Genomic DNA, 21466 nt, shown 5'->3' on the forward strand with positions numbered 1-21466 from the left:
GGGCCCTCGCACAGGGACGGGCGTCGTGCGTGTCCGGGACAGCACGAGGCCCGGCGGGCCGTGGCGGGCTCCGCCGGGCCGTGCCGGGGGCGGCGGGGTCAGGTGCGGGCGGGCAGCGTGGTCGGCTTGAACGCGGGACGGCCCGCCTCGAACGCGGCGATGTCCTCCTCGCGCTGGAGGGTCAGGCCGATGTCGTCCAGGCCCTCCATCAGGCGCCAGCGCGTGTAGTCGTCGATGGTGAACGGCACGGTCACCGTGTCGCAGGTCACGGTGCGGGACTCGAGGTCCACCTCGATCTCGGTGCCGGGGTGCTCCTCGATCAGCTTCCACAGCAGCTCGACGTCCGCCTGGTCCACCTGCGCGGCCAGCAGGCCCTGCTTGCCCGAGTTGCCGCGGAAGATGTCCGCGAAGCGGGAGGAGATGACGGCCTGGAAGCCGTAGTCGCGCAGCGCCCACACCGCGTGCTCGCGGGAGGAGCCGGTGCCGAAGTCGGGTCCGGCCACCAGCACCGAGCCGTGCCGGTAGGGCTCCCGGTTGAGCACGAAGTCCTCGTTCTTGCGCCAGGCGGCGAACAGGGCGTCCTCGAAACCGGTCTTGGTGATCCGCTTGAGGTAGACGGCCGGGATGATCTGGTCGGTGTCCACGTTGGACTGGCGCAGCGGGACGCCGACACCCCGGTGGGTGGTGAACTTCTCCATGGGAGGAACCTTCCTGGGTTCGAGGTGCCGGTCAGGCCGGGATGGCGACGTCGCCGGGGACGTCGAGGTCGGACGGGGAGGACAGCGTGCCACGGACCGCGGTGGCGGCGGCCACCACGGGCGAGACGAGGTGGGTGCGCCCGCCCTTGCCCTGCCGGCCCTCGAAGTTGCGGTTCGACGTCGAGGCGCACCGCTCCCCCGGGGCGAGCTGGTCCGGGTTCATGCCCAGGCACATCGAGCAGCCCGCGAAGCGCCAGTCCGCGCCGAACTCCCTGAACACCCGGTCCAGGCCCTCGGCCTCGGCCTGCAGCCGCACCTTGGCGGAGCCGGGCACCACCATCATCCGGACGTTGGCGGCCTTGGCGCGGCCCTTGACGATCTCCGCCGCCGCCCTCAGGTCCTCGATCCGGGAGTTGGTGCAGGAGCCCAGGAAGACGGTGTCCACCGGGATCTCCTTCATCGGCGTGCCGGCGGCCAGGCCCATGTACTCCAGGGCCCGGCGGGCGTTGGCCTTGTCGTTCTCGTCCCCGATGTCCTCGGGGTCGGGCACGGACTGGGACAGCGGGACGCCCTGGCCGGGGTTGGTGCCCCAGGTGACGAACGGCTCGAGCCCGTCCGCGTCGAGGAAGACCTCGTCGTCGAAGACGGCGTCCTCGTCGGTGCGCAGGGTCCGCCAGTACGCCACGGCCGCGTCCCAGTCGGCGCCGGCCGGCGCGTGCGGGCGGGACTGCACGTAGTCGAACGTGGTGTCGTCGGGGGCGATCATGCCCGCCCGCGCGCCGGCCTCGATCGACATGTTGCAGATGGTCATCCTCGCCTCCATGGACAGCGCGCGGATGGCCGAGCCCCGGTACTCCAGGACGTAGCCCTGTCCGCCGCCGGTGCCGATCTTCGCGATCACGGCCAGGATGATGTCCTTGGCGGACACCCCCGGGCGCAGCGTGCCCTCGACGTTGATGGCCATGGTCCGGAACGGGGCCAGCGGCAGCGTCTGGGTGGCCATCACGTGCTCGACCTCGGAGGTGCCGATGCCGAAGGCCAGCGCGCCGAACGCGCCGTGGGTGGAGGTGTGGGAGTCACCGCAGACCACGGTCATCCCGGGCTGGGTGAGCCCCAGCTGGGGACCCACCACGTGCACGATGCCCTGCTCGGCGTCCCCGAGCGGGTGCAGGCGGACACCGAACTCGGCGCAGTTGGCCCGCAGGGTCTCGATCTGCTTGCGGGAGGTGTCGTCGGCGATGCGGGAGAAGATGTCCTGCGTGGGCGTATTGTGGTCCTCCGTGGCGATCGTCAGCTCGGGACGGCGCAGCGGGCGGCCCGCCAGGCGCAGCCCCTCGAAGGCCTGCGGCGAGGTGACCTCGTGGAGCAGGTGCAGGTCGATGTAGAGCAGGTCCGGCCGCCCGTCCTCGCCCTGGCGCACGAGGTGGTCCGCCCAGACCTTCTCGGCGAGGGTGCGCCCGCCCGCGGCCCCGGAGGCCGTGGCGGAGGTCGTGGAGGGGGTCGAGGACTGGTAGTCCGGCATGGCGGATCCTTCCGTGCTGCCTGTGCAACGTGTTTCCTCCATGGTCGGTGCCCGGGTCGCGCCGGGCCACCTTTCGGGCTTGCTTCTCACATTCTGAGACGGCAGTATCAACCCATGGACACATCTGGACACATGGATCCGTCCGGCGCGCCGCTCGGCACGCCCCTCGGCGGGCAGGGCACCGGGGGGACGCTCGCGCTGACGTCCACCACCGCCCCCAGCGGCGTGGGGGTGGTCGACAAGGCCGCGGTGATCCTCGACGCCCTCGAGGCCGGCCCGGCGACGCTCGCCCAGCTGGTGAGCGCCACGGGGCTCGCCCGTCCCACCGTGCACCGGCTGGCCGTGGCGCTGGCCCACCACCGGTTCGTGGGCCGGGACATCCAGGGCCGGTTCGTGCTCGGCTCCCGGCTCGTGGAGCTGGCGTCCGCGGCCGGCGAGGACCGCCTGATCGCCGCCGCCGGCCCCGTCCTGATGAACCTGCGGGACGCCACTGGGGAGTCCGCGCAGATCTTCCGCCGGCAGGGCGACTGGCGCGTGTGCGTGGCCTCCGCCGAGCGGCCGATCGGGCTGCGGGACACGATCCCCGTGGGCACGCAGCTGTCGATGAAGGCGGGCTCCGCCGCGCAGGTGCTCGTCGCGTGGGAGGACCACGACCGCCTGCTCGAGGGCCTGCGCCACGCGCGGTTCTCTGCGACCGTGCTGGCCGGGGTGCGCCGCCGGGGCTGGGCGCAGTCGCTGGGCGAGCGCGAACCGGGCATCGCCTCCGTTTCGGCGCCGGTGCGGGGGCCCTCGGGCCGGGTGATCGCCGCAGTGTCGATCTCCGGGCCGATCGAACGGCTCACCCGCCAGCCGGGCCGGCTGCACGCCGAGGTCGTGGTGCAGGCGGCGCGCCAGCTCACGGAGGCGGTCCGGGCCACCGCCCAGTAGCCGGGCTCCGGCGGTGGCCCCCGCCCCGCGGCGGGCCCACCGTCCTCGGGGCTCCGCCGCGGTCCGGAGGTCGTCGGGGCGTCCGGACCGCCCCGCCGAGGAGCGCCCCGGCGAGGGCGTCGTCCACGGCGCCAGCGTGCCCGCCGCTCAGCCGCGCAGGAGGGACAGGGCCTTCCGGAAGGCGGCGAAGGCCTCGAGCTCCCCCCGCACGGGTTCGACGACGGTGCGCCGGCCCGCCTCGGCCACCGACGCGCGCAGCCGGCGCCGCACCGAGCGCTCCCGCATCCGGGCGCCGAAGCCGGCGAGGATCCGGCCGGTCAGGGCCACGAAGATCCCGAGCACCACCCCGGCGAGGACGAGCAGCGTGGGCACGGGCAGCGGGAAGCCCTCGACGTACGGGGGCGGCGGGGCGGGGATCTGGAACCACTCGAGCAGGAACATCCCCAGGAGCCACAGCAGACCCGCGACCACCGCGAGCATCGCGAGCCACTGGACGACGTCGAGGACGAGCCACCACCAGGAGTTCCGCCCCGCCCGGAAGTCGGTGCGGGCGACGGCCTGGTCGATCGCGTCCGGCAGTCTCTGCTCGTGGGTGCGCGCGGCCTGCCGGACCGACCGCGTCCACGGCTCCGCGGCCCCGTCCGCGGCGTCGTGGGCGAAGGTGCGCACCGCGGAGTCGGCCGCCGCCCGCTGGGCGGCGCCCATGGGCGGCAGGGACGTCCGGTTGATCTCCGGGTTCACGGTCCCGCCCCGGTCGAGGTTGAGCCGCCGCATCGGGTCCTTGCGGAACTTCAGCAGCCACCGGGTGGGGATCCACCCGGTGTGGCCCGCGGCGTGCAGGGCGTAGGACCTCCCGGCGGCCCGGGCGATCCCGGGCACGTTGGCGGCCTGCGCCAGGCCGTCGGTGAGCCGCTCCTGCGCCGGCTCGGTGATCCCGGCCGGCTCCCCGTCGCCGGAGGCCTCGGCGAGCCGCTCGGCGGCGTCGTCCACGTCCGCGTCGAGCCGGGCGCCGGCCGCGGCCCGGGTGTCGGCCACCTGGCGGATCCGGGCGCGGAGGGCCTCGACGCCCTCCCCCGTCACGGCGGAGACGGCCACCGGCTTCGAGAGCCCGGTGGTGGGCAGCCCGTCCTGGGCCACGAGCTCCTCGAGGGAGGCCATCACGGCGGGGACCTCCGCGGGCGGCAGCCGGTCCACCTGGTTCATCACCACCATGGTCACGGCCCCGTGGCGGGCCAGCGGCGCGATGAACTCCTGGTGGATGATCGCGTCGGCGTACTTCTGCGGGTCCACGACCCACACCACGACGTCGACCATGCCGACGAGGCGCTGCACGATGGTGCGGTGGTGCAGGCTCACGGAGTCGAAGTCCGGCAGGTCGAGGAGGATCAGCCCGCCGGGCCCCTCCGGTGCGGGACCGCCCGTCATCCGCTCCTTGACGCGCGTCCACCGGCCGGTGTCCCCGTGCCTCGTGGGCAGGGGCGTGTCGACGTGGTGGCGCTGGGAGACGCCGAGCCAGTCCAGCAGGGCCTCGCTGCCCTGCTCCCCCCAGACGGCGGCCAGCGGCTCCGAGGTGGTGGGGCGGCGGGCCGCGGACCGGGCGATGTCCCGCCCCACGACCGCGTTGAACAGGGTGGACTTGCCGGAGCCGGTCGCCCCGAAGAAGCCCACCACGGTGTGGTCGGCGGACAGGGAGCGCCGCTCGGCGGCGCGGTCCAGGACGGTGCGGGACGCCGCCACGGCGTCCTCGTCGAGCCGGCCGGAGGCCAGCTCGGTGGCGCGCGCGAGTGCCGTGAGCCGCTCGGAGAGGGTGGGGGCGGTCTGCCGGGCGGGGCTCACCGGCTCTCCCCCAGCGTGCGGCCCGCGGTGCGGATGCGCTCGGCCACGGCCGCGAGCTCGTTCGCCTCCGGGTGCCCGTCCAGGACGTCGAGGCGCCGCAGGAACACGGACGCCTGCTGGTCCATGAGCGTGTGGATCCGGGACTCGAGGTTCTTGCGGGCGTCCTCGGCCATCCGCCGCACGGCGTCCTCCCCGAAGACCGCCTCGAGCAGCTTGGTGCCCACCACGCCGGAGCCGCCGGCGATGCCGACCTCCAGTCCGGTGAGCCCGCCCGTCATGGAGAACACGCCGATCATGAGGATGACGGTCAGCGCGTTGACGCCCAGGGACATGGCCCGCGCCTTGGTCCGCTTGTCCGCGCCCTCCCGCTGGATCAGCTCCATGAGGTCGCCCTGCCAGGCGCGCACCTGCTCGGCCGTGCGCTCGCGGAAGTCCGGGGGCAGGGAGCCGAGGTCGGACCCGCCGAGCAGGACCCGCCCGGCGGGCTCGTCCTGCCAGCGGCGCTCCGCGGTCTCGGAGGCGCGCGCGGCCTCCTCGACGATCACGGTCTGCAGGCCGGTCTCGATGGCCTCCTCCACCTGGACCTCGGGCGCGGGCTTCCCGCTGAGGAGGGCCGTGAGCCGGTCACGCATCCGGCCGATCCCGGCCTCGAGGTTGCGGAAGAACTCGCCGGTGCCCACGAAGTCCTGCCAGCGGGCGAGGACCTCCCCGCGCAGCAGGGTCCCGTCGCGGGTCGACTCGACGACGGCGGTGAGGGCCTCGTCGAAGGCACGGTCCACGTCGTTGCGCAGCTGCGCGTCGACGCGCTGCTGGGAGAGCACCGCGGTCCCGGCCGCTCCGGTGCGCTCGGCGATGGAGCGCACCGCGCCGCCGAGGGTCCGGCGGGCGATCTCCGAGCGGGAGGCGGCGTTGCGGCCCAGCTCGGCGAGGAAGTCCACGACGGGGGCGACGACATGGGGCGGGAGCATGCCCATCTCGTTGAGCGGTGACTCCGGGACGGTGAACACCGGGGCGTCGCCGAGGCCCTGCTCCGCGAGCATCCGCCGGAGGTCGTCCTCGATCTCGGCCTCGAGCCCGTGCGGGACCCGGTCGAGGACCACGGCCACCGTGATGTCCCGCTGGGCTGCCTCGACGAGCAGCCGCCACGGCACGGCGTCGGCGTAGCGGTTGGCGGTGGTCACGAACAGCCACAGGTCGGCGGCGGCGAGCAGCTGTCCCGCGAGCCGGCGGTTCTCGTCGGAGATCGAGTCGACGTCCGGGGCGTCGAGCAGGGCGACGCCCTCGGGGATGCGCGGCTCGGCGAGCAGCACGAGGGCCTGGCCGTCCGCGGTGCCGGGCAGCGCGGACGGGGAGGCGGTGTCCGCGGCGGTCGAGCCGGCGGGGGTGACCTTCTGCGCGTGGATGCGGCTCAGGTGCGGGAGCACCCGCTGGGTGGAGAACGCCTCGGCGTCGCGCGGGTGGTGGATCAGGATGGGCTGCCGGGTGGTCGGGCGGATGGCCCCGGACCGGGTCACGGGGTGGCCCACGACCGCGTTGACCAGGGTCGACTTGCCGGCGCCCGTGGACCCGCCGACCACCGCGAGCAATGGCGCGTCGAGGGAGCGCACCCGGGGCAGCACGTAGTCGTCGAGCTGGGCGACGGCTCGGTCGATGTCCTCCCGTTCGTGCAGCACGTTGGTCGTGGACAGCGGGAGGTTCGACGCCGCGAGCAGCGCCCGCGCGTCCTCGAGGGCGCTCAGGATCTCTGTCTGGTCGGTCACAGGGCCATTGTGCCAGTAAGCCTGCTGTGCACCTACGCGGCGCGGGGCACCCGGGGGCTCACGCCATCCGGACGGCGATCTTGCCGCGGACGTGCCCCTCCTGGCTGAGCCGGTAGGCCTCCACGGCCTCGGCCAGGGGAACGCTGCGGGCGAGCTCGATCCGGAGCGCCCCCCGGTCCACCAGCCGGCTCAGTTCGGTGAGGTCCTCGGCGGACGGCCGCACCCACATCCACGTCCCGCCGTGGGCCTCGACGGCGTCGTCGGCCACGGAGGCGTGCCGCCCGCCCTCCTTCAGGACGGCGAGGGTCTGCTCGACGACCCCGCCCACGAGGTCCACGACGACGTCCACGCCCTCGGGCGCCAGCTCCCGGACCCGCTCGGGCAGCCCCTCCCCGTAGACCACCGGCTCGGCGCCCAGGGCGCGCAGGTAGTCGTGGTTGGCCTTCGACGCGGTGCCGATCACCCGGGCGCCCCGGGCCACGGCGAGCTGCACGGCGTAGCCGCCCACGCCGCCGGAGGCGTTGTGCACCAGCACGGTCCGGTCCGCGGCGACCTCCAGGCGGCCGAGCACCTGGTAGGCGGTCAGCCCGGCGAGCGGGAGGGACGCCGCCCGGTCCCAGTCCACGGAGGCCGGCTTCGGCGCGAGCAGGCGGGAGGGCAGGGCCACGTACTCGGCCATCGTCCCGCCGTGCACCCAGTCGGTGCGCGCGTAGGAGATCACCTCGTCGCCGGGGGCCCACTCGGGCACGTCGATGCCGACGGACTCCACGACCCCGGACACGTCCCAGCCGGGCACCACCGGGAACTGGACCTCCATGAGCGGGTCGAGGCCACCGGCCATGATCATCCAGTCGACCGGGTTGATCGCGGCGCTGCGCACCTTCACGAGCACCCAGCCGGGGGGCACCTTGGGCTCGGGCAGGTCGGTCAGTTCCAGGACCTCGGGGCCGCCGTAGCGGGCGTACGTCAATGCCTTCATGCTTCGCGCAACCGGGGATCCCGGGGATCTGTTCCCGACCGCGGGTCAGCGGCCCGGCTCCCGCAGGTGATCCGCGGCGTAGGCGGCGAAGACCTCCTCGGGGGCCTCCCCCGTGCTGACGAAGTCCTCCCGCAGCTTTCGCGCGAGCTGCTCCAGGGCCAGGCCCAGGCGGCGGGCGCTCGTGCGCACCGGCGGCGCCGAGGACGCGGCGGCACGGTCGCGCAGCTCGAGGGCGTAGGCCAGCTGCCGGGCCAGGGAGAGGTCCGGGTCCTCCTCCTGGAAGTAGTACGTCTCGCCGTGCTGGGTGAAGTCGATCCGGGCCTGGGACACCTCTGCGGTCAGCCGGTCCAGCACCCGGGCCGCCGTCACGGGGTCCTCCTCCGCGATGCCGTCCGCGTAGTCCACCTCGGCGAGGGACTTCAGCTCGAGCGCGAGGGACCGGCGGCGGGACAGGGGCGGGTAGATCTGGGTGAACCACGTCAGGGCCGCGGTGAGCAGTGCGAACCCGGTCAGCGCCTCCAGCGGGGTGGCCAGCCGGATCCACGGGTCGGTGGCCACGACGTCCCCGAACCCCAGCGTCGCCAGCGTCACCAGGGAGACGTAGAGCGCGTCGACGACGTCGGGATAGTCCACCGGGTCGACCCCGGGCGAGTACGTGAAGCCCCCGGGGACGTGCGGCAGGTAGACCAGCGCCCAGCCGACCCCCTGCAGGAGGACCCACAGGACGACCACCGTGATCATCGACCCCGGGCCCACGGCCGAGCCGAAGCGGTGCCCGGTGCGCCGGGAGATCCACCAGACGCCCGACTGCACCCTGCCGCCGACGGCGCCCGTGCCGCTGGGGTGCAGCAGGCTGTGGTAGATGTCCCACAGGCCGACCACGACGATCGCGATCCCCAGCAGCGTCAGCAGCACGTCCACGTCGTCGCTCCGTTCCTGTCGATGACCGTTCTTCCGGGGGACCCTACCGCCTCTCGCCCGGGCTGCTCCGATCCTGCCCGGCGGGACTCCAGCAGGGCTACGGTTGGGGGTGCGCGGTCCGGACGGGTACCGCGGCTGCCCCGGACACCCGAGGAGGGACGGGCATGGACATCGACCTGGTACTGGCGCTCTTCGCCGGAGCCGTCCTGCTGATCTCGGCGTTGTCGACGCTGCTCCTGGCCGTGTTCGTGGGCGTCGCCGTCTTCGGCCAGGTCATCCCCCAGCGGGACGAGGCGCAGGAGGACACGGTGCAGGACGCCGTCGCCCGGCTGTTCCTGCTGCCGGTCTTCATCCTCCTCGGACGGGCCCTCCCGCTCGAGGACTGGGCCCGGCTGGGCTGGGTGGCACCCGTGGTCCTCCGCGCCGCGCTGCTGCTCCGTCGCCTCGTCGCCCTGTGGTCGCTGCGGCCGCTGCTGCGGGGCGTGCACGACCGCTCCGAGACGTTCTTCCTGAGCTGGTTCGGCCCCATCGGCGTCTCCGCCCTGTACTGTGCGACGCTGGCCGAGCGGCACACGGGCGACCACGAGATCTTCGTCCACACCACCCTGGCCGTCAGCCTGTCCGTGCTGATCCACGGGCTGTCCACCGCCCCGCTGAGCGCCTGGCTCCAGCACCGGGAGCCGGAGCGGAAACAGGAAGAGGAGACCATCGCATGAGTTCCCAGCAGCACCTCCCCGGGACCGCCGCGACGGAACGGAGGGCCTGCCGTGTGGTTTGACTCCTGGGCCGACGTCCTGCGGATCCTGTTCGTGGGCGCCGCCTCCTACACGACGCTGGTGGTCATCCTGCGCCTGTCCGGCAAGCGCACCCTCGGCCAGCTCAACGTCTTCGACTTCGTGGTGACGGTCGCCCTCGGCTCGACCCTCGCCACGATCTTCCTCAGCACGGACGTGTCGTGGACCGAGGGGTTCACCGCTCTTGCCCTGCTCGCCGGTCTCCAGCTGCTCGTCGCCTGGATCTCGGCCCGCTGGCCGCGGGCACGGCGGTTCTTCACCTCGGAGCCCGCGCTGCTGCTGGCCGACGGCAGGATCCGGCACGACGCACTGCGCCGCAACCGGCTCACCGAGTCGGAGCTCCGTCAGGCGGTGCGCATGCAGGGCACCGGGGACCTCTCGACCGTGCGGGCCGTCGTGCTCGAGACGAACGGGAAGCTCAGCGTGATCACCGCCGACCAGTACGGGGACGGCTCGGCGCTGGAGGACGTGCGCGATCACGACCGTGCTCCGGAGCCAGGAACGGGCACCGGGCCGGACGAGTGAGCGTGGCCCGGTCCCTGCCGGGGCGCGGGGGACCACCTGGACGTCCGGGCGCCCAGCGCCCGGCCCGCGACGCTTCCGGTCGCGGGCGGGGCGCTGGGCGCCGGGGTTCAGCCCAGGGACGCGAGGAGGTCGGCGCAGGCCTGCTCGCAGCGGCGGCACGCCTCGGCGCAGACCCGGCAGTGCTCGTGCATGCTCGCGTGCTGCTCGCACTCGTCGCCGCAGGACCCGCAGGCGGTCCGGCACGCCTCGAGCACCGCGCGGGCGACCTCGGCGTTGTTGCCGGTCTGGCGGGAGAGCACGCTGCCGGTGCTCGCGCAGACGTCGGCGCAGTCGAGGTTCTTGCGGATGCACGTGGTCAGCTCCGCGACCATGTCCTCGGCCAGGCAGGCGTCGGCGCAGGCGGTGCAGGTCTGGGCGCACTCGAAGCACGCCGCGATGCACGCGGCCAGCTTCTGCCGGTCGATGCCTCCCAGGTCCTTCGGGTAGGTCTCGAGCATCGAGGTCACGTGGGTCATGGTCCCGCTCCTTCATCCGATCGACGGCCTGTCGTCGCCGGCCGCTCGTTCCGCGGCGGCGGCACAGGGCGCGACGCTGCCGCGCCCTGTGCGATCGACGGTAGACTTTTCGTTCCGCCGGGTGAACCCCAGGGCGCTGAAGATTCGATGAAGCCTTCGGCACCGCCGCCGGAGCACGGCGGAGCGGACCGCACGGCCCGCTCGGCGGGGACGGCCTCGGTCCCGTGCGGTGAGTCCGGGCGCTACTGGTCCGGGAGGTCCCTGGGCGTTCACGGCCCGGAGCGGCCCTCCTGCTCGAGCAGCCGCAACCGCTCCCGATACTCGTCCTCGGTGAGCTCTCCCGCGGCGTGGCGCTCCAGCAGTCCGTCGCGGGCCCGGCGCAGGCCGAGCCGGGTGCGCGACCTGCGGCCCCATCGGGTGTTCTGCCCGTAGCGTCCCACGAGCCACCGGACGCCCCGCGCCACGGTCCACACCGCGGCGGCGACCAGCAGGGCCCAGGACATCACCTCCCAGCCCTGGAAGGGCGTCAGTCCCAGTCCGCCCACGGTCCCACCCGTCCCTCCGACGTCGTCCGTCGTTCCTGCCCCCGGCGCCCGTCACGGGAGCGCTCGGTGGCCGAACAGTAGCATTCGCCTCCGACGCCACCGGGCCGGGCCCGTGCCGGCCGGGACAGGTCGACGACGCCCGGGTGCGCGGTGCCGCCGGCGCGGTCAGCCGGCGAGCGTGCCGATCCCCTCCAGGATCGCCTCGTGCACGCGCGGGTCGCTCAGCGGCAGGAAGTGCCCGCGCGTGCCGAGCTGGACGTTGCGCGCCCCCTCGAGGCGGCTGCCGCCCGGGATGTGGGGGTCGAAGAGGCCGTAGACGGAGACGATGTGCTGGTTGACCTCCCGGCTGGTGGTCAGCGCGGTGAGCTCCGGGGAGTGCGGCAGGAACACCCGGATCGCCGGGAGGGGCAGGAGCCGGGCGAGCTCGGAGCCGGAGAAGGGGGTGTTGACGGCCACGAGACCCTGGATCGCGGTGCGCTCGTTGTGGTGGGCCAGGAGGTACTTGCCGATGAGCCCGCCCTTGCTGTGCGCGACCAGCACGCAGCGCTCGAGCCCCTCCCGCCGGATGTGCTCGTCGACCAGCGCCGCCATCTCCTCGATGGTCCCGGTGTTGAACCTCAGGTCCTCCACCACGTGGACCTCGTGGCCGTGCTTCCGCAGCAGCCCGGCCACCGGGAGCAGGAACGTCCACGACTCGTAGATCCCGGGGATCAGCAGGACGGGCGTCCGCCCCGGCTCCCCCGCGCCCCGGTAGTGGGCGGGGTCCCAGCGGCCGAGGAGCCCGGCGGCCTGCCACCGGACCGCGTAGACGTAGTCCCGGGCCCAAGCCGTGAGATTGGTGCCCGTCTCGCCCAGCCGGCGCGGGATCATGCCGGGCTCCCGGGACGGGGACCGGGTCGGCAGGAGTCGAGGAAGGGTGCGCATGCGGCGGCGAGCTCCTGGGGGTCGGTGTGCTGGACGTTGTGCGGGGCGCCGGGGATCTCGAGGAAGCGGGCGTCGGGGGCCGTCCGGGCCAGGCGGCGCGCCCAGTCCCGCTGGGCGATGGGGTCGCGGGACCCGCGCACGACCAGCCCCGGGGGCGTGCAGCCCCGGACGTTCTCCTCGATCCGGTCGCGGAGCATGTGCCGGGCCGTGCGCAGGTAGCGGAGCGGGCCCATCCGGAGGTAGTCGAGGGCGACCACGGCGTTGGTGCGCGGCGGCTCGCGCAGGGTGTCCCGCAGCAGCCGCCACCCCTGGTGGAGCAGGGTGCGGGCGGTGGGGTCGACGGTCGGCCCCACCAGCACGTAGCCGGCCCACCGGTCGGGGTGGTCCTTGACCGCGTCCACCACGATCTGGCAGCCCATGGAGTGGCCGACGACGACGGGAGCCTCCAGACACAGCGCCTCGACCGCGTCCGCGACCACGCGGCCGAGCTCGGGCGGCGTCAGGGGGCGCGGGGGGCGGGGGGCCGTGCCGTAGCCCGGCAGGTCCAGGGCGTAGACGTCGTGCGTGGCCGCGAGCGCGTCCGCGAAGCGCAGGAAGTAGTGGCCCGACATGCCGACGCCGTGCACGAGGACCACCGGGGGCCGCGCCGGGTCGAAGGTCCCGCGCACGTCCACCGGGTGGGTCCCGGCGACGACGCGCCGCCGCTCGAGCCGGGGGTGCCGCCGCAGCCTCATCGGTGGGTCTCCTCGAGCGCCAGGCGCACGACGTCGAGCGGGTCCTGGCGCGCGGCGAAGGCCGCGCGCTGCCGCCGGGCACCGGAGCCGTCCCGCACGACGCCGGCCACCACGGACTCCGCCTGCTCGGCCTCGCCCCACTCCGCGAGCACGGGGTGCACGAGGGCGAGCAGCTCGGCCACGACGTCCCCGCCCGGGGCGGGCGCGGCGGAGGCCGGGCTGATCAACGGTCCTTCGACGCCGGCCCTGCTGGCCTGCCAGGACCAGGTCCGCAGCTGCGTCGCGCTCACGGGCGGCGCCGGGAGACCCGCCCGCCACTGGCGGGCGGCCGTCTCGACCAGCGCCCGGGCGAGGGCGGCCAGCACCCCGGCCTGCTCCGCGTCCAGGCACACGTCCATGATCCGGATCTCCACGGTGGGATAGCGGGCGGAGAGCCGGGCGTCGAAGTAGATCATGCCGAGGTCGAGGGGCACCCCGGTGCGCAGCAGGGCCTCGCGCTGCCGGTCGTGCTCGTCGACCGTGCCGAAGACCTCCGTAGGACCGGAGGTGGGCCAGCGCACCCAGGCCTGGTAGCGGTAGCTGCTGAAGCCGGTCTCCCGGCCGTACCAGAACGGGGAGTTGCCGCTCAGGGCGAGGAGGACGGGCAGCCACCCGCGGATGCGGTCCAGCACGGCCACGCCCTCCTCGCGGCTGCCGACGCCCACGTGGACGTGCAGGCCACAGGTCAGCTGCTCGGCGGCCACCAGCCCGAAGCGCTCCTGGAGCCACCGGAAGCGCGGCGCGGGCACCAGGTGCGGGGCTCCCGCCCCGACCGGTGAGGCGAGGGCGACGGCGCGCGCGCCCACCGCACGGGCGGCGTCGTCGGCCAGGCCGCGTCCCTGCCGGATGGCGGCGATCTGGTCGGCGAGACCGGTCAGCGGCGGGCCCGCGACCTCGATCTGCTCCTGTTGCAACTCGGTGGTGACCGCGTGTGCCGGCGCCGTCGCCGGGGAGGAGCCGACGCCGGCGGCGTGCGCGCGCACGGCGGCCACGCCCGCGGCGGCGGGCTCCAGCGTCACGGCGTCCACGAGGAGCAGCTCCTCCTCCACGCCGAAGGTGCGGGTGGGGCCGGTGGTCCCTGCGGGGGACGGGTGCGGGAAAACGGTGATCACCACCATCCGGGACGGGCTGGAGCGCTGCGGACGGGCACGGCGGGAGGCCCCGCCGTCGTCGCCGGGGTCCCCGGCTCACTGCGGAGCGTAGCACCGAGGACCTGCCCGGCGGACCCGCACACGGCGGCGCCGGTGATCGGCCGCGTCGTGGAGCGGGCCGCCCTGGGCCCGCTCGCCCACCGGGCGCCCCGCCACCGCTGCTCAGCGGGCCTCGAGGGTGCCCATCATGCCGAGGTCCTCGTGGTCGAGGATGTGGCAGTGGTAGACGGAGCGGCCGCCGAAGTCCTCGAAGGCCACCCGGACCGTGACCTCCCCGAAGGCCGGGACGTTGACCACGTCCTGCCACCGCGGTCCGGAGACATCGCGGCCCTGCTCGGCCACGAGCTGCATCGGCCACACGTGCAGGTGCACCGGGTGGTCCATGGGGCTGGAGTTGGTCAGGGTCCACTCCTCCACGGCACCCACCCGGACCCGCTGGTCGGTGCGCTCGGCGTCGAACTCCTGCCCGTCGATCGTGAAGGACATCATCCGGCCCGGGCCTCCACCGTCGCCCATCATGCCGCCGCCCATGCCGCCCATGCCGAAGTCCAGGGTGCGCCGGGCCGCGACCGGCTCCTCGCGCAGGTCCCGCAGGGAAGGGCCCGGGGGCACGGGGTCCAGGTCCCCGGCCGGGTCCCCGGCGACCTCGAGGCTGAGCAGGTCGACGGGCTCGTCGCCGCCGGGCCCGCCCCGGCCCGTCGTGCCGTCCATCATGCCGTCCATCATCCCGGCCGTGCTGCCGCGGTCCACCGGGACGGCCACCAGGGTGGAGGTGCCCTCACAGGTGTCCACCAGCAGCTCCACCCGGTTGCCCGGCGCCAGGGTCACCTCGGTGACCCCGACCGCCTCGGGCAGCCGGCCGAGGTCGCGGCCGGACAGCCGCAGGTCCTGGCCGTCCAGGCTCAGGCGCAGGAACCGGGACGGGCAGGCGTTGACGACCCGCCACAGCTCCCGCTCCCCCGGTGCCGCCGTGGCCGAGGGGCGGAGCCGGCCGTTGACCAGCACCGTCTCGCCCTCCCGGCCCCTCATCCGTTCCATGGGCGTGACCTCGGCGAGGTCGCCGGAGCCGTCCAGGGTGAGGTCGGAGATCACCAGCACCCGCTCCCGGGCGACCGGGACGGGGTCGGGGTCCTCGACGACGATGGTCCCGTAGAGACCCGCGGCGAGCTGGTCGGCGACGTGGCCGTGGTGGTGCGGGTGGTACCAGTAGGTGCCCGGCGGGTGGTCGTCCGGCAGCACGTACTCGTAGTCGAAGGACTCCCCGGGCCCGATGCTCACGAAGGGGTTGTCCCCGTTGCCCTCCGGGGAGACGTGCAGACCGTGCACGTGCAGGTTCGTCGGGGCCTCCAGCCGGTTGGTCATCGCCACCCGGAGCGTGTCCCCGGGCCGGACCCGCAGGGTGGGCCCGGGCAGCGAGCCGTTGAACGCCTGCACGTTCGCCTCCCGCGCCCCGATCCGCACCCGGGCGGGGGCGGCCTCCAGCGCCAGGTCCAGAACCCCGTCGCGGCTGGAGACCACCTCCGGCTGCACCAGCTCCCGGCCGCCGCCGAGAGCCTGGCCGCCGCCGCCGGTCCACCACAGCCCGGCCCCGCCCACGGCCGCGGCCCCGGCCCCGGCCGCGCCCAGGGCCAGCAGCTGCCGGCGGCTCAGCGGGCTCACCGCTCGCCCTCCTCCAGGGTCCGCAACCGCTCCCGGAACTCCTCGGTGCTGATCTCCCCGCGGGCGTAGCGCTCCTCGAGGATCTCCCGGGACCGGCGCGGACCGGCACGCGTCGGCGGCGGCGCGGTGCCGCCCTGCCGGGGCCCGCCGCCCGCGTTCCCGGTGAACGCCTTCACCAGCACGAGCACCAGCACCACCGTGCCCACGATGAGCAGGAGCCAGAACAGCCACATCCAGCCCATGCCCCACCCCATGCCGTCGCCCCGCATCATCACGGTCCTCCTTCGTCGATCGGTTCGGCGGTCTCCACCGGCTGCCGCAGAAGCGCGACGACGCCCGGCGCCAGGACGGTCAGGAGCCCCCCGACAGCTCCTGCCGCATCGAGTCCATCTCGGCGATCTCCGCCTCCTGGGCCTCGACGATCTCCCGGGCCAGTTCGACTGCCTGCGGGTTCGATCCCTTCTCGGCCTGCTCCCGGGCCATGTCGATCGCGCCCTCGTGGTGCTGCGTCATCTGTTCCAGGTACAGCCGGGCGGCCTCGGGACCCTCCTCGGCCTCCCGGAGCCGGTTCATGCCCTGCTCGTCGACCATGCCCGAGCCGTGGCCGCCGTGCTCGGCCGCGGAGGTCTCCGGGGTGTCCGGGGCCTCCCACGCGGCGAGCATGGCGCGCATCTGCTCCATCTCGGGCCCCTGCGTGTCGACGACCCGTTCGGCGAGGTCGCGGACCTCTCCGGGCACGAGGTCCTTGCCGAGCAGGATCTCGCTCATCTGCACGGCCTGCTCGTGGTGCGGGATCATCATCTGGGCGAACATCACGTCCGCGTCGTTGTGCTCGGCGGAGATCTCCCCCGCGGCCCCGGAGGCCTGCCCGGTGCTCGTGGCCCCGGGTCCGGAGGCGGCCGGGGCGGACATGGCCGGGGCGGCGGTCTGCGGGCCTGTGCCGGCGCCCTGCTCCGTGCTGTCGGTGCCGCATCCGGCCAGGGCCAGGGCGGAGGCCAGGGCGACAGTGGTGAGGGTGGTGGATCGCTTCACGAGGTGTCCTTCTGCCGGTGTGGTGGTCTGTTGTGTGGTGGTGGTCTGTTGTGTGGTGGTGGTCTGTTGTGTGGTGGTGGTCTCTTGGTGCGGCGGTCGGGGTGGGTCGTCAGGAGATGGACGGCGCGGGGCGCCGCTCTGGGGCAGGAGCCTGCCGGTCGGTGCCGGCCAGGTGCGCCGGGTCCAGGTCGAGCCGGCGCAGCAGCTGGGCGTTGAGCGCCACCACGATCGTGGACACCGACATCAGCACCGCCCCGACGGCCGGGGACAGGACGACACCGATCGGGGCGAGCACGCCGGCGGCGAGGGGCACGGCGATCACGTTGTAGCCGGTGGCCCACACGAGGTTCTGGATCATCTTGGTGTAGCTGGCCCGCGACAGGTCGATCATCGACAGCACGGCCCGGGGGTCGTTGCCCGCCAGGACGACGCCGGCCGACTCCATGGCCACGTCGGTGCCGGCCCCGATGGCGATGCCGACCTCGGCCCGGGCCAGGGCGGGGGCGTCGTTGACGCCGTCGCCGACCATCGCGACCGTCATCCCCCGGGACTGGAGCTCGAGGACCTTGCTGTCCTTGTCCTGCGGCAGGACCTCGGCGAAGACCTCGTCGATGCCCAGATCACGGCCGACCGCCTCGGCGACCTGGCGGGCGTCGCCGGTGATCATCGCCACGCGCACCCCCCGGTCCTGGAGGGCGGCCACGGCGGCGCGGGACTCGGGCCGGACCTCGTCCTCCAGGGCCAGCGCCCCGATGACCTGCCCGTCCCGGAGGACGTGGAGCACGCCGGCGCCGCGCTCCACCCATCCACGGGTGGTCGCGGTGATCGTCGCCGGGGTGGACAGGCCGAGCTCGCGCAGCATGTTGGGCCCGCCGACCAGGACCTCGGACCCGTCGACAGCGGCCTTCACCCCGCGGCCGGTGGCCGCGGTGAAGCCGGTGCCGTGCAGCCCCAGCCGGGACGCCTCCGGGTCCTGGGCGGCGGCGGTGACGATGGCCCGGGCCACGGGGTGCCCGCTGTCTGCCTCGGCGGCCGCCGCCCAGGCCAGCAGCTCCCCCTCGGAGACCCCGGGCGTGGGGGCCGTGCCGGTGACCGCGTGGGCGCCCGCGGTGAGGGTGCCGGTCTTGTCGAAGAGCACCACGTCGATGGTGCGCATCCGCTCCAGGGCCATCCGGTCCTTGATCAGCACCCCGGCGCGGGCGGCGCGCTCGGTGGAGATCGCGATGACCAGGGGGATGGCCAGCCCCAGGGCGTGCGGGCAGGCGATGACCAGCACGGTGACGGTGCGGATCACCGCGTCGTCGGGCTGCCCGAGCACCGTCCAGGCGATGGCGGTGAGGATGCCGGCGGCCAGGGCGAACCAGAACAGCAGCGCGGCGGCACGGTCGGCCAGGGCCTGCGCCCGGGAGGAGGACTCCTGGGCGGCCGCGACCATCCGCTGGATCCCGGCCAGGGCGGTGTCGGCCCCCACCGCCTCCACCCGCACGCGCACGGTGTTGTCGGTGGCCACGGTCCCGGCCACCACGGTCTCGCCCACGCCGCGGGCGACGGCCCTGGACTCGCCGGTGATCATGGACTCGTCGAACTCCGCTGTCCCGTCGACGATCTCCCCGTCGGCGGGGACACGGGCTCCGGGGCGCACCAGCACGACGTCGCCCACGGCCAGCTCGGCGACGGACACGGTGACGGTGTCCCCGTCGACGACCTTCTCGGCCTCGTCGGGCAGGAGGGCGGCCAGGGCGTCCAGGGCGGAGGACGCCGCCCCGAGAGCGCGCATCTCCATCCAGTGGCCGAGCAGCATGATGACCACCAGCAGGGCCAGCTCCCACCAGAAGTCGAGGTCGAACCCGCCGATCCCCAGGGTCGTCACCCAGGAGGCGACGAAGGCGACGGTGATGGCCATGGCGATCAGCAGCATCATCCCCGGCTGCTTCGACTTCAGCTCGGTGAGCCCTCCCCTGAGGAAGGGGGCCCCGCCCCAGAGGAAGATCACCGTGCCCAGCACCGGAGGGATCCAGGCGGACCCCGGGAACTCGGGGACGTGGTAGCCCAGCAGGTGCCCGACCATGGGGCTGAAGACCACCACGGGGACCGCCAGCACGAGACTGAGCCAGAACCTGTTCCTGAACATGGCCGTGGAGTGCCCCGCGTGCTCGCCGTGGGTGTGCACGGCATGGTCCTCGTCCACGGCGGAGTGGGCGTGGTCGTGGGGCATGGCCTGTCCGTGGGTGGCGGCGTCGGCGTGGTGACGGGTGCGGGTGTCGTCCGGCACGGCCTGGCGGTCGTGGGACTGCGGGGTGCTCATGGTGCTCCTTTCCGCGGCGTCCGGGTGCCGTGGGTTCGGCGGCACCCGGGAAGAGCTCTCACTTTATACCCCCTAGGGGTATCCGACAAGAGGACTGCGCTCGTTGTCACGGCCCCACCGGCCCGTCCCGCTCGACGCCGCCCCCGGCACCGGGCACCGTCAGGACGAACACCGATCCGCCCCCCGGTCCGGGCGAGGCCGCCGTGAGGGTGCCGCCGTGGGCCTCCACGATGGCCCGGGAGATGGTCAGGCCGATGCCGGAGCCGCCGTGGTCGCGGTCCCGTGCGGTGTCCCCGCGGTAGAAGCGCTCGAAGACGTGCGGGAGCTGCTCCGGTGTCATGCCCTCGCCCGTGTCGGCGACCCGGATCACCACGTCCCCGGAGGGGCCTCCGCACGCACCGAGCACCACCTCTCCTCCGGGCGGGGTGTGCCGCAGGGCGTTGGACAGCAGGTTGCCGAGGACCTGCCCCATGCGCTGCCGGTCCACGAGCACGGTCCCCGCGCCCGGCTCCCCGGTCGGTTCCGCCTCGACGCGCAGGGTCACACCGCGGTCGGCGCCGGCCTCCCGTGCGGCGTCGGCGCCCGCGTGCAGCAGCCGGGCCACCGGGACGTGCTCCCGCTCCAGCACGATGCGCCCCTCCTCGGCGCGGGAGACGTCGTCGATGTCCTCGATCAGCCGGGTGAGCCGGGCGAGCTGCTCGCCCATGACGGCCCCGGTGGACCCGTCGAACGTGGCGACGCCGTCCTCGAGGCCCTCCAGGTACACCGCGAGCACCGCGACCGGCGTGCGCAGCTCGTGGGCGAGGTCGGAGAGCATCCGGCGCCGGACGTGCTCGGTGCGCTCGAGCCTGGCGGCCATGGTGTTGAAGGACTCCGCGAGCGCGTCGACCTCCGCCCCGGCGCCCATGGTCGGCACCCGGGTCCCGTAGCGGCCGCCGGACATGTCCTCGGCGGCGCGGGTGAGCTCGGCGAGCGGTCGCCGCAGCCGGCGGGTGAAGGACGACGTCACGGCCAGCGCGCAGAGCAGGGCGGTCAGCAGGGCGACCCCGAGCGTCCACAGGCTGGCGTCACGGTAGGCACGCTCCGCGTGGAAGAGCTGGGAGGAGCCGGGCTCCGTCCCCGCCCGGAGGAGGTGCTCGTGGAACAGCGGTGGGCCGGCCAGGGACGCCACGACCGCCGCGGCGAGCACGCTCGCGACCACCACGAGCAGCTGGGCGAGCAGGAAGCGCGCGGCCAGTCCGCGCTCGCGCGGCGGCCTCACGGCGACACCATCCGGTAGCCGATGCCGCGCACGGTGTCGACCCAGCGGGGGCGGGCGGGGTCGTCCCCGATCTTGCGGCGCAGGTGACCGATGTGGACGTCCACGATGTGCTCGTCCCCCACCCAGGCGGGATCCCACACGACGTCGATGAGACGCCGGCGGGACAGGGCCTCGTGCGGGCGCGTCGCGAGGGCGACCAGGAGGTCGAACTCGGTGCGCGTGAGGGCCACCGGCTCTCCGGCCACCCGCACCTGACGGCCGGCGACGTCGACCTCGAGGTCCCCGAACACGAGCGGTGCCCCGGGCCGCGCCGCGGGCGCCCCGGTGCGCGGGCGCCGCATGACCGCCTGCACGCGGGCGACGAGCTCCCGGACGCTGAAGGGCTTCGTGATGTAGTCGTCGGCGCCGACCGCCAGCCCGGCGAGCTTGTCCTCCTCGTTCCCCCGCGCCGTCAGCATCAGGACGTAGCACTCGGAGGACGCCCGGATCCGCCGGCACACCTCGACCCCGTCCAGCCCCGGCAGCCCGAGGTCCAGGACCACCACGTCCGGCCGCTCCGTCCGGGCGGCAACCAGGGCACCGGGACCGGTGTGCGCCTGGACGACCGTGTAGCCGGCCCGCGCGAGGTAGGAGGCGACCATGCCTGCGAGGGCCCTCTCGTCGTCCACCACCAGCACCCGCCCGGCCGCAGGAGCGGAGGCCTCGACAGGAACGTCCATGCCTCCAGTCTCTCCCCGCCCCGGGTCCCGGGAGCACGGATCGGCCGTCCGGGAGCGGATCTTCGTCAAATCTTCAGCGAGCGCCCGGCAGCGCGCTTGCAGTCCGACCATAAGGTGCCTTATGGTGCGCGAGCACCTGGAAGCACAGTGTGCTTGTCGACCATCGGACGGCGCGGCGGTCCCCGCCCCGTGAAGGAGCGAACCCCGTGCAGCGCAAGATCTCCGTCCTCGTCGAGGTGGACCCCGACGGCCGGTGCGTCCGGGTGAGCGTGACCGGCGCCCTGACCCGCACGAACCAGCAGGCGCTGCACCCCGTCCTCCGGCGGGCCCGCACGACGCTCCCTGCGGCGAGGGTGAGCGTGGACCTCACCTGCGTGCACCAGCTCGAGCCGACCGCCGTGGACCTGCTCCGCCGGGCCGTCGCGCACGACGGGACCCTGCGCGAGGCGGTGGAGGTCCTCGCGCCCGAGGCGGAGCCCGCCGAACCGGCCGCGGCCGCCCTGGACGCCCGGCGCCGGATGCGGGCCAAGATCCTGCACCGCCGCGGCGCCGGACTGCCCGTGCCGCCGCCCGGCCTGGAGCTGCACGCGGCCTCCTGAGCCTTCCGGCGCAACGTTGCC

General features: G+C 74.3%; 21 protein-coding genes. 4 read left to right on the forward strand and 17 right to left on the reverse strand.

Annotation, left to right across the window (positions count from 1 at the left end; genetic code table 11):
• Nucleotides 1–98: 98 nt before the first annotated feature.
• Nucleotides 99–698, reverse strand: coding sequence for a 3-isopropylmalate dehydratase small subunit (leuD, locus tag ACFYE3_RS15760; RefSeq protein WP_017833194.1), 600 nt, complete (start codon nt 696–698; stop codon nt 99–101).
• A 31-nt stretch (nt 699–729) separates the two neighbouring features.
• Nucleotides 730–2220, reverse strand: coding sequence for a 3-isopropylmalate dehydratase large subunit (leuC, locus tag ACFYE3_RS15765; RefSeq protein WP_387610667.1), 1491 nt, complete (start codon nt 2218–2220; stop codon nt 730–732).
• 114 nt (nt 2221–2334) lie between these two features.
• On the opposite strand from leuC, the gene ACFYE3_RS15770 reads away from it, so the two are divergent.
• On the forward strand, nt 2335–3147 hold the full coding sequence (locus ACFYE3_RS15770) for an IclR family transcriptional regulator (RefSeq protein ID WP_387610669.1): 813 nt from the start codon (nt 2335–2337) through the stop codon (nt 3145–3147).
• A gap of 147 nt (nt 3148–3294) precedes the next feature.
• Here the strand turns inward: ACFYE3_RS15770 and ACFYE3_RS15775 are convergent, their stop codons facing one another.
• From ACFYE3_RS15775 to ACFYE3_RS15790, 4 genes are read right to left on the reverse strand one after another with little or no spacing between them, the layout of a single operon-like run.
• A complete protein-coding gene (locus tag ACFYE3_RS15775) occupies nt 3295–4983 on the reverse strand; it encodes a dynamin family protein (RefSeq protein WP_387610670.1) in 1689 nt (562 codons plus the stop codon).
• Nucleotides 4980–6743 carry a dynamin family protein gene (locus tag ACFYE3_RS15780; RefSeq protein WP_387610672.1) on the reverse strand — a complete coding sequence of 588 codons (1764 nt, stop codon included), beginning with the start codon at nt 6741–6743 and terminating at the stop codon, nt 4980–4982. Before ACFYE3_RS15780 ends, ACFYE3_RS15775 begins: the two co-directional genes overlap by 4 nt.
• A 58-nt stretch (nt 6744–6801) precedes the next feature.
• Nucleotides 6802–7722: an NADP-dependent oxidoreductase gene (locus ACFYE3_RS15785; protein WP_387610674.1), complete on the reverse strand. Its 921-nt coding sequence runs from the start codon at nt 7720–7722 to the stop codon at nt 6802–6804.
• Between the two features lie 45 nt (nt 7723–7767).
• Nucleotides 7768–8643 (reverse strand): potassium channel family protein, encoded by an 876-nt coding sequence (locus tag ACFYE3_RS15790; RefSeq protein WP_387610676.1) that lies wholly within the window; start codon nt 8641–8643, stop codon nt 7768–7770.
• Nucleotides 8644–8807: 164 nt separating this feature from the next.
• Here ACFYE3_RS15790 and ACFYE3_RS15795 point away from each other — a divergent pair, with 164 nt between their 5' ends.
• Both ACFYE3_RS15795 and ACFYE3_RS15800 read left to right on the forward strand, forming a co-directional pair.
• Nucleotides 8808–9359, forward strand: a complete 552-nt coding sequence (locus ACFYE3_RS15795; protein WP_387610678.1) for a cation:proton antiporter domain-containing protein — start codon at nt 8808–8810, stop codon at nt 9357–9359.
• A 51-nt stretch (nt 9360–9410) separates the two neighbouring features.
• Nucleotides 9411–9962 (forward strand): DUF421 domain-containing protein, encoded by a 552-nt coding sequence (locus ACFYE3_RS15800; RefSeq protein WP_387610680.1) that lies wholly within the window; start codon nt 9411–9413, stop codon nt 9960–9962.
• 107 nt (nt 9963–10069) lie between these two features.
• Here ACFYE3_RS15800 and ACFYE3_RS15805 read toward each other — a convergent pair whose 3' ends face one another.
• The 11 genes from ACFYE3_RS15805 to ACFYE3_RS15855 form a co-directional block, all read right to left on the reverse strand.
• Nucleotides 10070–10477: a four-helix bundle copper-binding protein gene (locus ACFYE3_RS15805; RefSeq protein ID WP_387610682.1), complete on the reverse strand. Its 408-nt coding sequence runs from the start codon at nt 10475–10477 to the stop codon at nt 10070–10072.
• A 269-nt stretch (nt 10478–10746) separates the two neighbouring features.
• Nucleotides 10747–11022 carry an SHOCT domain-containing protein gene (locus ACFYE3_RS15810; RefSeq protein ID WP_387610684.1) on the reverse strand — a complete coding sequence of 92 codons (276 nt, stop codon included), beginning with the start codon at nt 11020–11022 and terminating at the stop codon, nt 10747–10749.
• Between the two features lie 165 nt (nt 11023–11187).
• Nucleotides 11188–11892 (reverse strand): esterase/lipase family protein, encoded by a 705-nt coding sequence (locus ACFYE3_RS15815; RefSeq protein WP_387610686.1) that lies wholly within the window; start codon nt 11890–11892, stop codon nt 11188–11190.
• Entirely contained in the window at nt 11889–12680 is a 792-nt protein-coding gene (locus ACFYE3_RS15820) for an alpha/beta fold hydrolase (RefSeq protein ID WP_387610687.1), read from the reverse strand. Before ACFYE3_RS15820 ends, ACFYE3_RS15815 begins: the two co-directional genes overlap by 4 nt.
• A complete protein-coding gene (locus ACFYE3_RS15825) occupies nt 12677–13837 on the reverse strand; it encodes a glutamate--cysteine ligase (protein ID WP_387610689.1) in 1161 nt (386 codons plus the stop codon). Before ACFYE3_RS15825 ends, ACFYE3_RS15820 begins: the two co-directional genes overlap by 4 nt.
• A 195-nt stretch (nt 13838–14032) precedes the next feature.
• Nucleotides 14033–15529, reverse strand: a complete 1497-nt coding sequence (locus ACFYE3_RS15830) for a multicopper oxidase family protein (RefSeq protein WP_387610691.1) — start codon at nt 15527–15529, stop codon at nt 14033–14035.
• Nucleotides 15526–15801: an SHOCT domain-containing protein gene (locus ACFYE3_RS15835; RefSeq protein WP_387610693.1), complete on the reverse strand. Its 276-nt coding sequence runs from the start codon at nt 15799–15801 to the stop codon at nt 15526–15528. The genes ACFYE3_RS15830 and ACFYE3_RS15835 overlap by 4 nt, the downstream gene beginning before the upstream one ends.
• 79 nt (nt 15802–15880) lie before the next feature.
• Nucleotides 15881–16561: a DUF305 domain-containing protein gene (locus tag ACFYE3_RS15840; RefSeq protein ID WP_387610695.1), complete on the reverse strand. Its 681-nt coding sequence runs from the start codon at nt 16559–16561 to the stop codon at nt 15881–15883.
• 109 nt (nt 16562–16670) lie between these two features.
• Nucleotides 16671–18692, reverse strand: coding sequence for a copper-translocating P-type ATPase (locus ACFYE3_RS15845; protein ID WP_387610731.1), 2022 nt, complete (start codon nt 18690–18692; stop codon nt 16671–16673).
• A gap of 280 nt (nt 18693–18972) precedes the next feature.
• Nucleotides 18973–20127, reverse strand: a complete 1155-nt coding sequence (locus tag ACFYE3_RS15850) for a sensor histidine kinase (protein ID WP_387610696.1) — start codon at nt 20125–20127, stop codon at nt 18973–18975.
• Complete coding sequence (locus ACFYE3_RS15855) at nt 20124–20846, reverse strand: response regulator (RefSeq protein ID WP_387610698.1); 723 nt, start codon at nt 20844–20846, stop codon at nt 20124–20126. The genes ACFYE3_RS15850 and ACFYE3_RS15855 overlap by 4 nt, the downstream gene beginning before the upstream one ends.
• Before the next feature lie 206 nt (nt 20847–21052).
• Between ACFYE3_RS15855 and ACFYE3_RS15860 the strand changes: the two genes are divergently transcribed.
• Nucleotides 21053–21445, forward strand: coding sequence for a hypothetical protein (locus tag ACFYE3_RS15860; RefSeq protein WP_387610699.1), 393 nt, complete (start codon nt 21053–21055; stop codon nt 21443–21445).
• Nucleotides 21446–21466: the final 21 nt, after the last annotated feature.

Origin of the sequence: Kocuria arenosa (genome assembly GCF_042879215.1) — a bacterium.
GTDB lineage: Bacteria > Actinomycetota > Actinomycetes > Actinomycetales > Micrococcaceae > Kocuria > Kocuria arenosa.

Bases quoted from the DNA above. Each gene is read 5' to 3' on its own strand.
- leuD (WP_017833194.1), bottom strand. From the start codon at position 698: ATGGAGAAGTTCACCACCCACCGGGGTGTCGGCGTCCCGCTGCGCCAG.
- leuC (WP_387610667.1), bottom strand. From the start codon at position 2,220: ATGCCGGACTACCAGTCCTCGACCCCCTCCACGACCTCCGCCACGGCC.
- ACFYE3_RS15770 (WP_387610669.1), top strand. From the start codon at position 2,335: ATGGACACATCTGGACACATGGATCCGTCCGGCGCGCCGCTCGGCACG.
- ACFYE3_RS15785 (WP_387610674.1), bottom strand. From the start codon at position 7,722: ATGAAGGCATTGACGTACGCCCGCTACGGCGGCCCCGAGGTCCTGGAA.
- ACFYE3_RS15795 (WP_387610678.1), top strand. From the start codon at position 8,808: ATGGACATCGACCTGGTACTGGCGCTCTTCGCCGGAGCCGTCCTGCTG.
- ACFYE3_RS15805 (WP_387610682.1), bottom strand. From the start codon at position 10,477: ATGACCCACGTGACCTCGATGCTCGAGACCTACCCGAAGGACCTGGGA.
- ACFYE3_RS15815 (WP_387610686.1), bottom strand. From the start codon at position 11,892: ATGATCCCGCGCCGGCTGGGCGAGACGGGCACCAATCTCACGGCTTGG.
- ACFYE3_RS15820 (WP_387610687.1), bottom strand. From the start codon at position 12,680: ATGAGGCTGCGGCGGCACCCCCGGCTCGAGCGGCGGCGCGTCGTCGCC.
- ACFYE3_RS15825 (WP_387610689.1), bottom strand. From the start codon at position 13,837: ATGGTGGTGATCACCGTTTTCCCGCACCCGTCCCCCGCAGGGACCACC.
- ACFYE3_RS15835 (WP_387610693.1), bottom strand. From the start codon at position 15,801: ATGATGCGGGGCGACGGCATGGGGTGGGGCATGGGCTGGATGTGGCTG.
- ACFYE3_RS15845 (WP_387610731.1), bottom strand. From the start codon at position 18,692: ATGTTCAGGAACAGGTTCTGGCTCAGTCTCGTGCTGGCGGTCCCCGTG.
- ACFYE3_RS15855 (WP_387610698.1), bottom strand. From the start codon at position 20,846: ATGGACGTTCCTGTCGAGGCCTCCGCTCCTGCGGCCGGGCGGGTGCTG.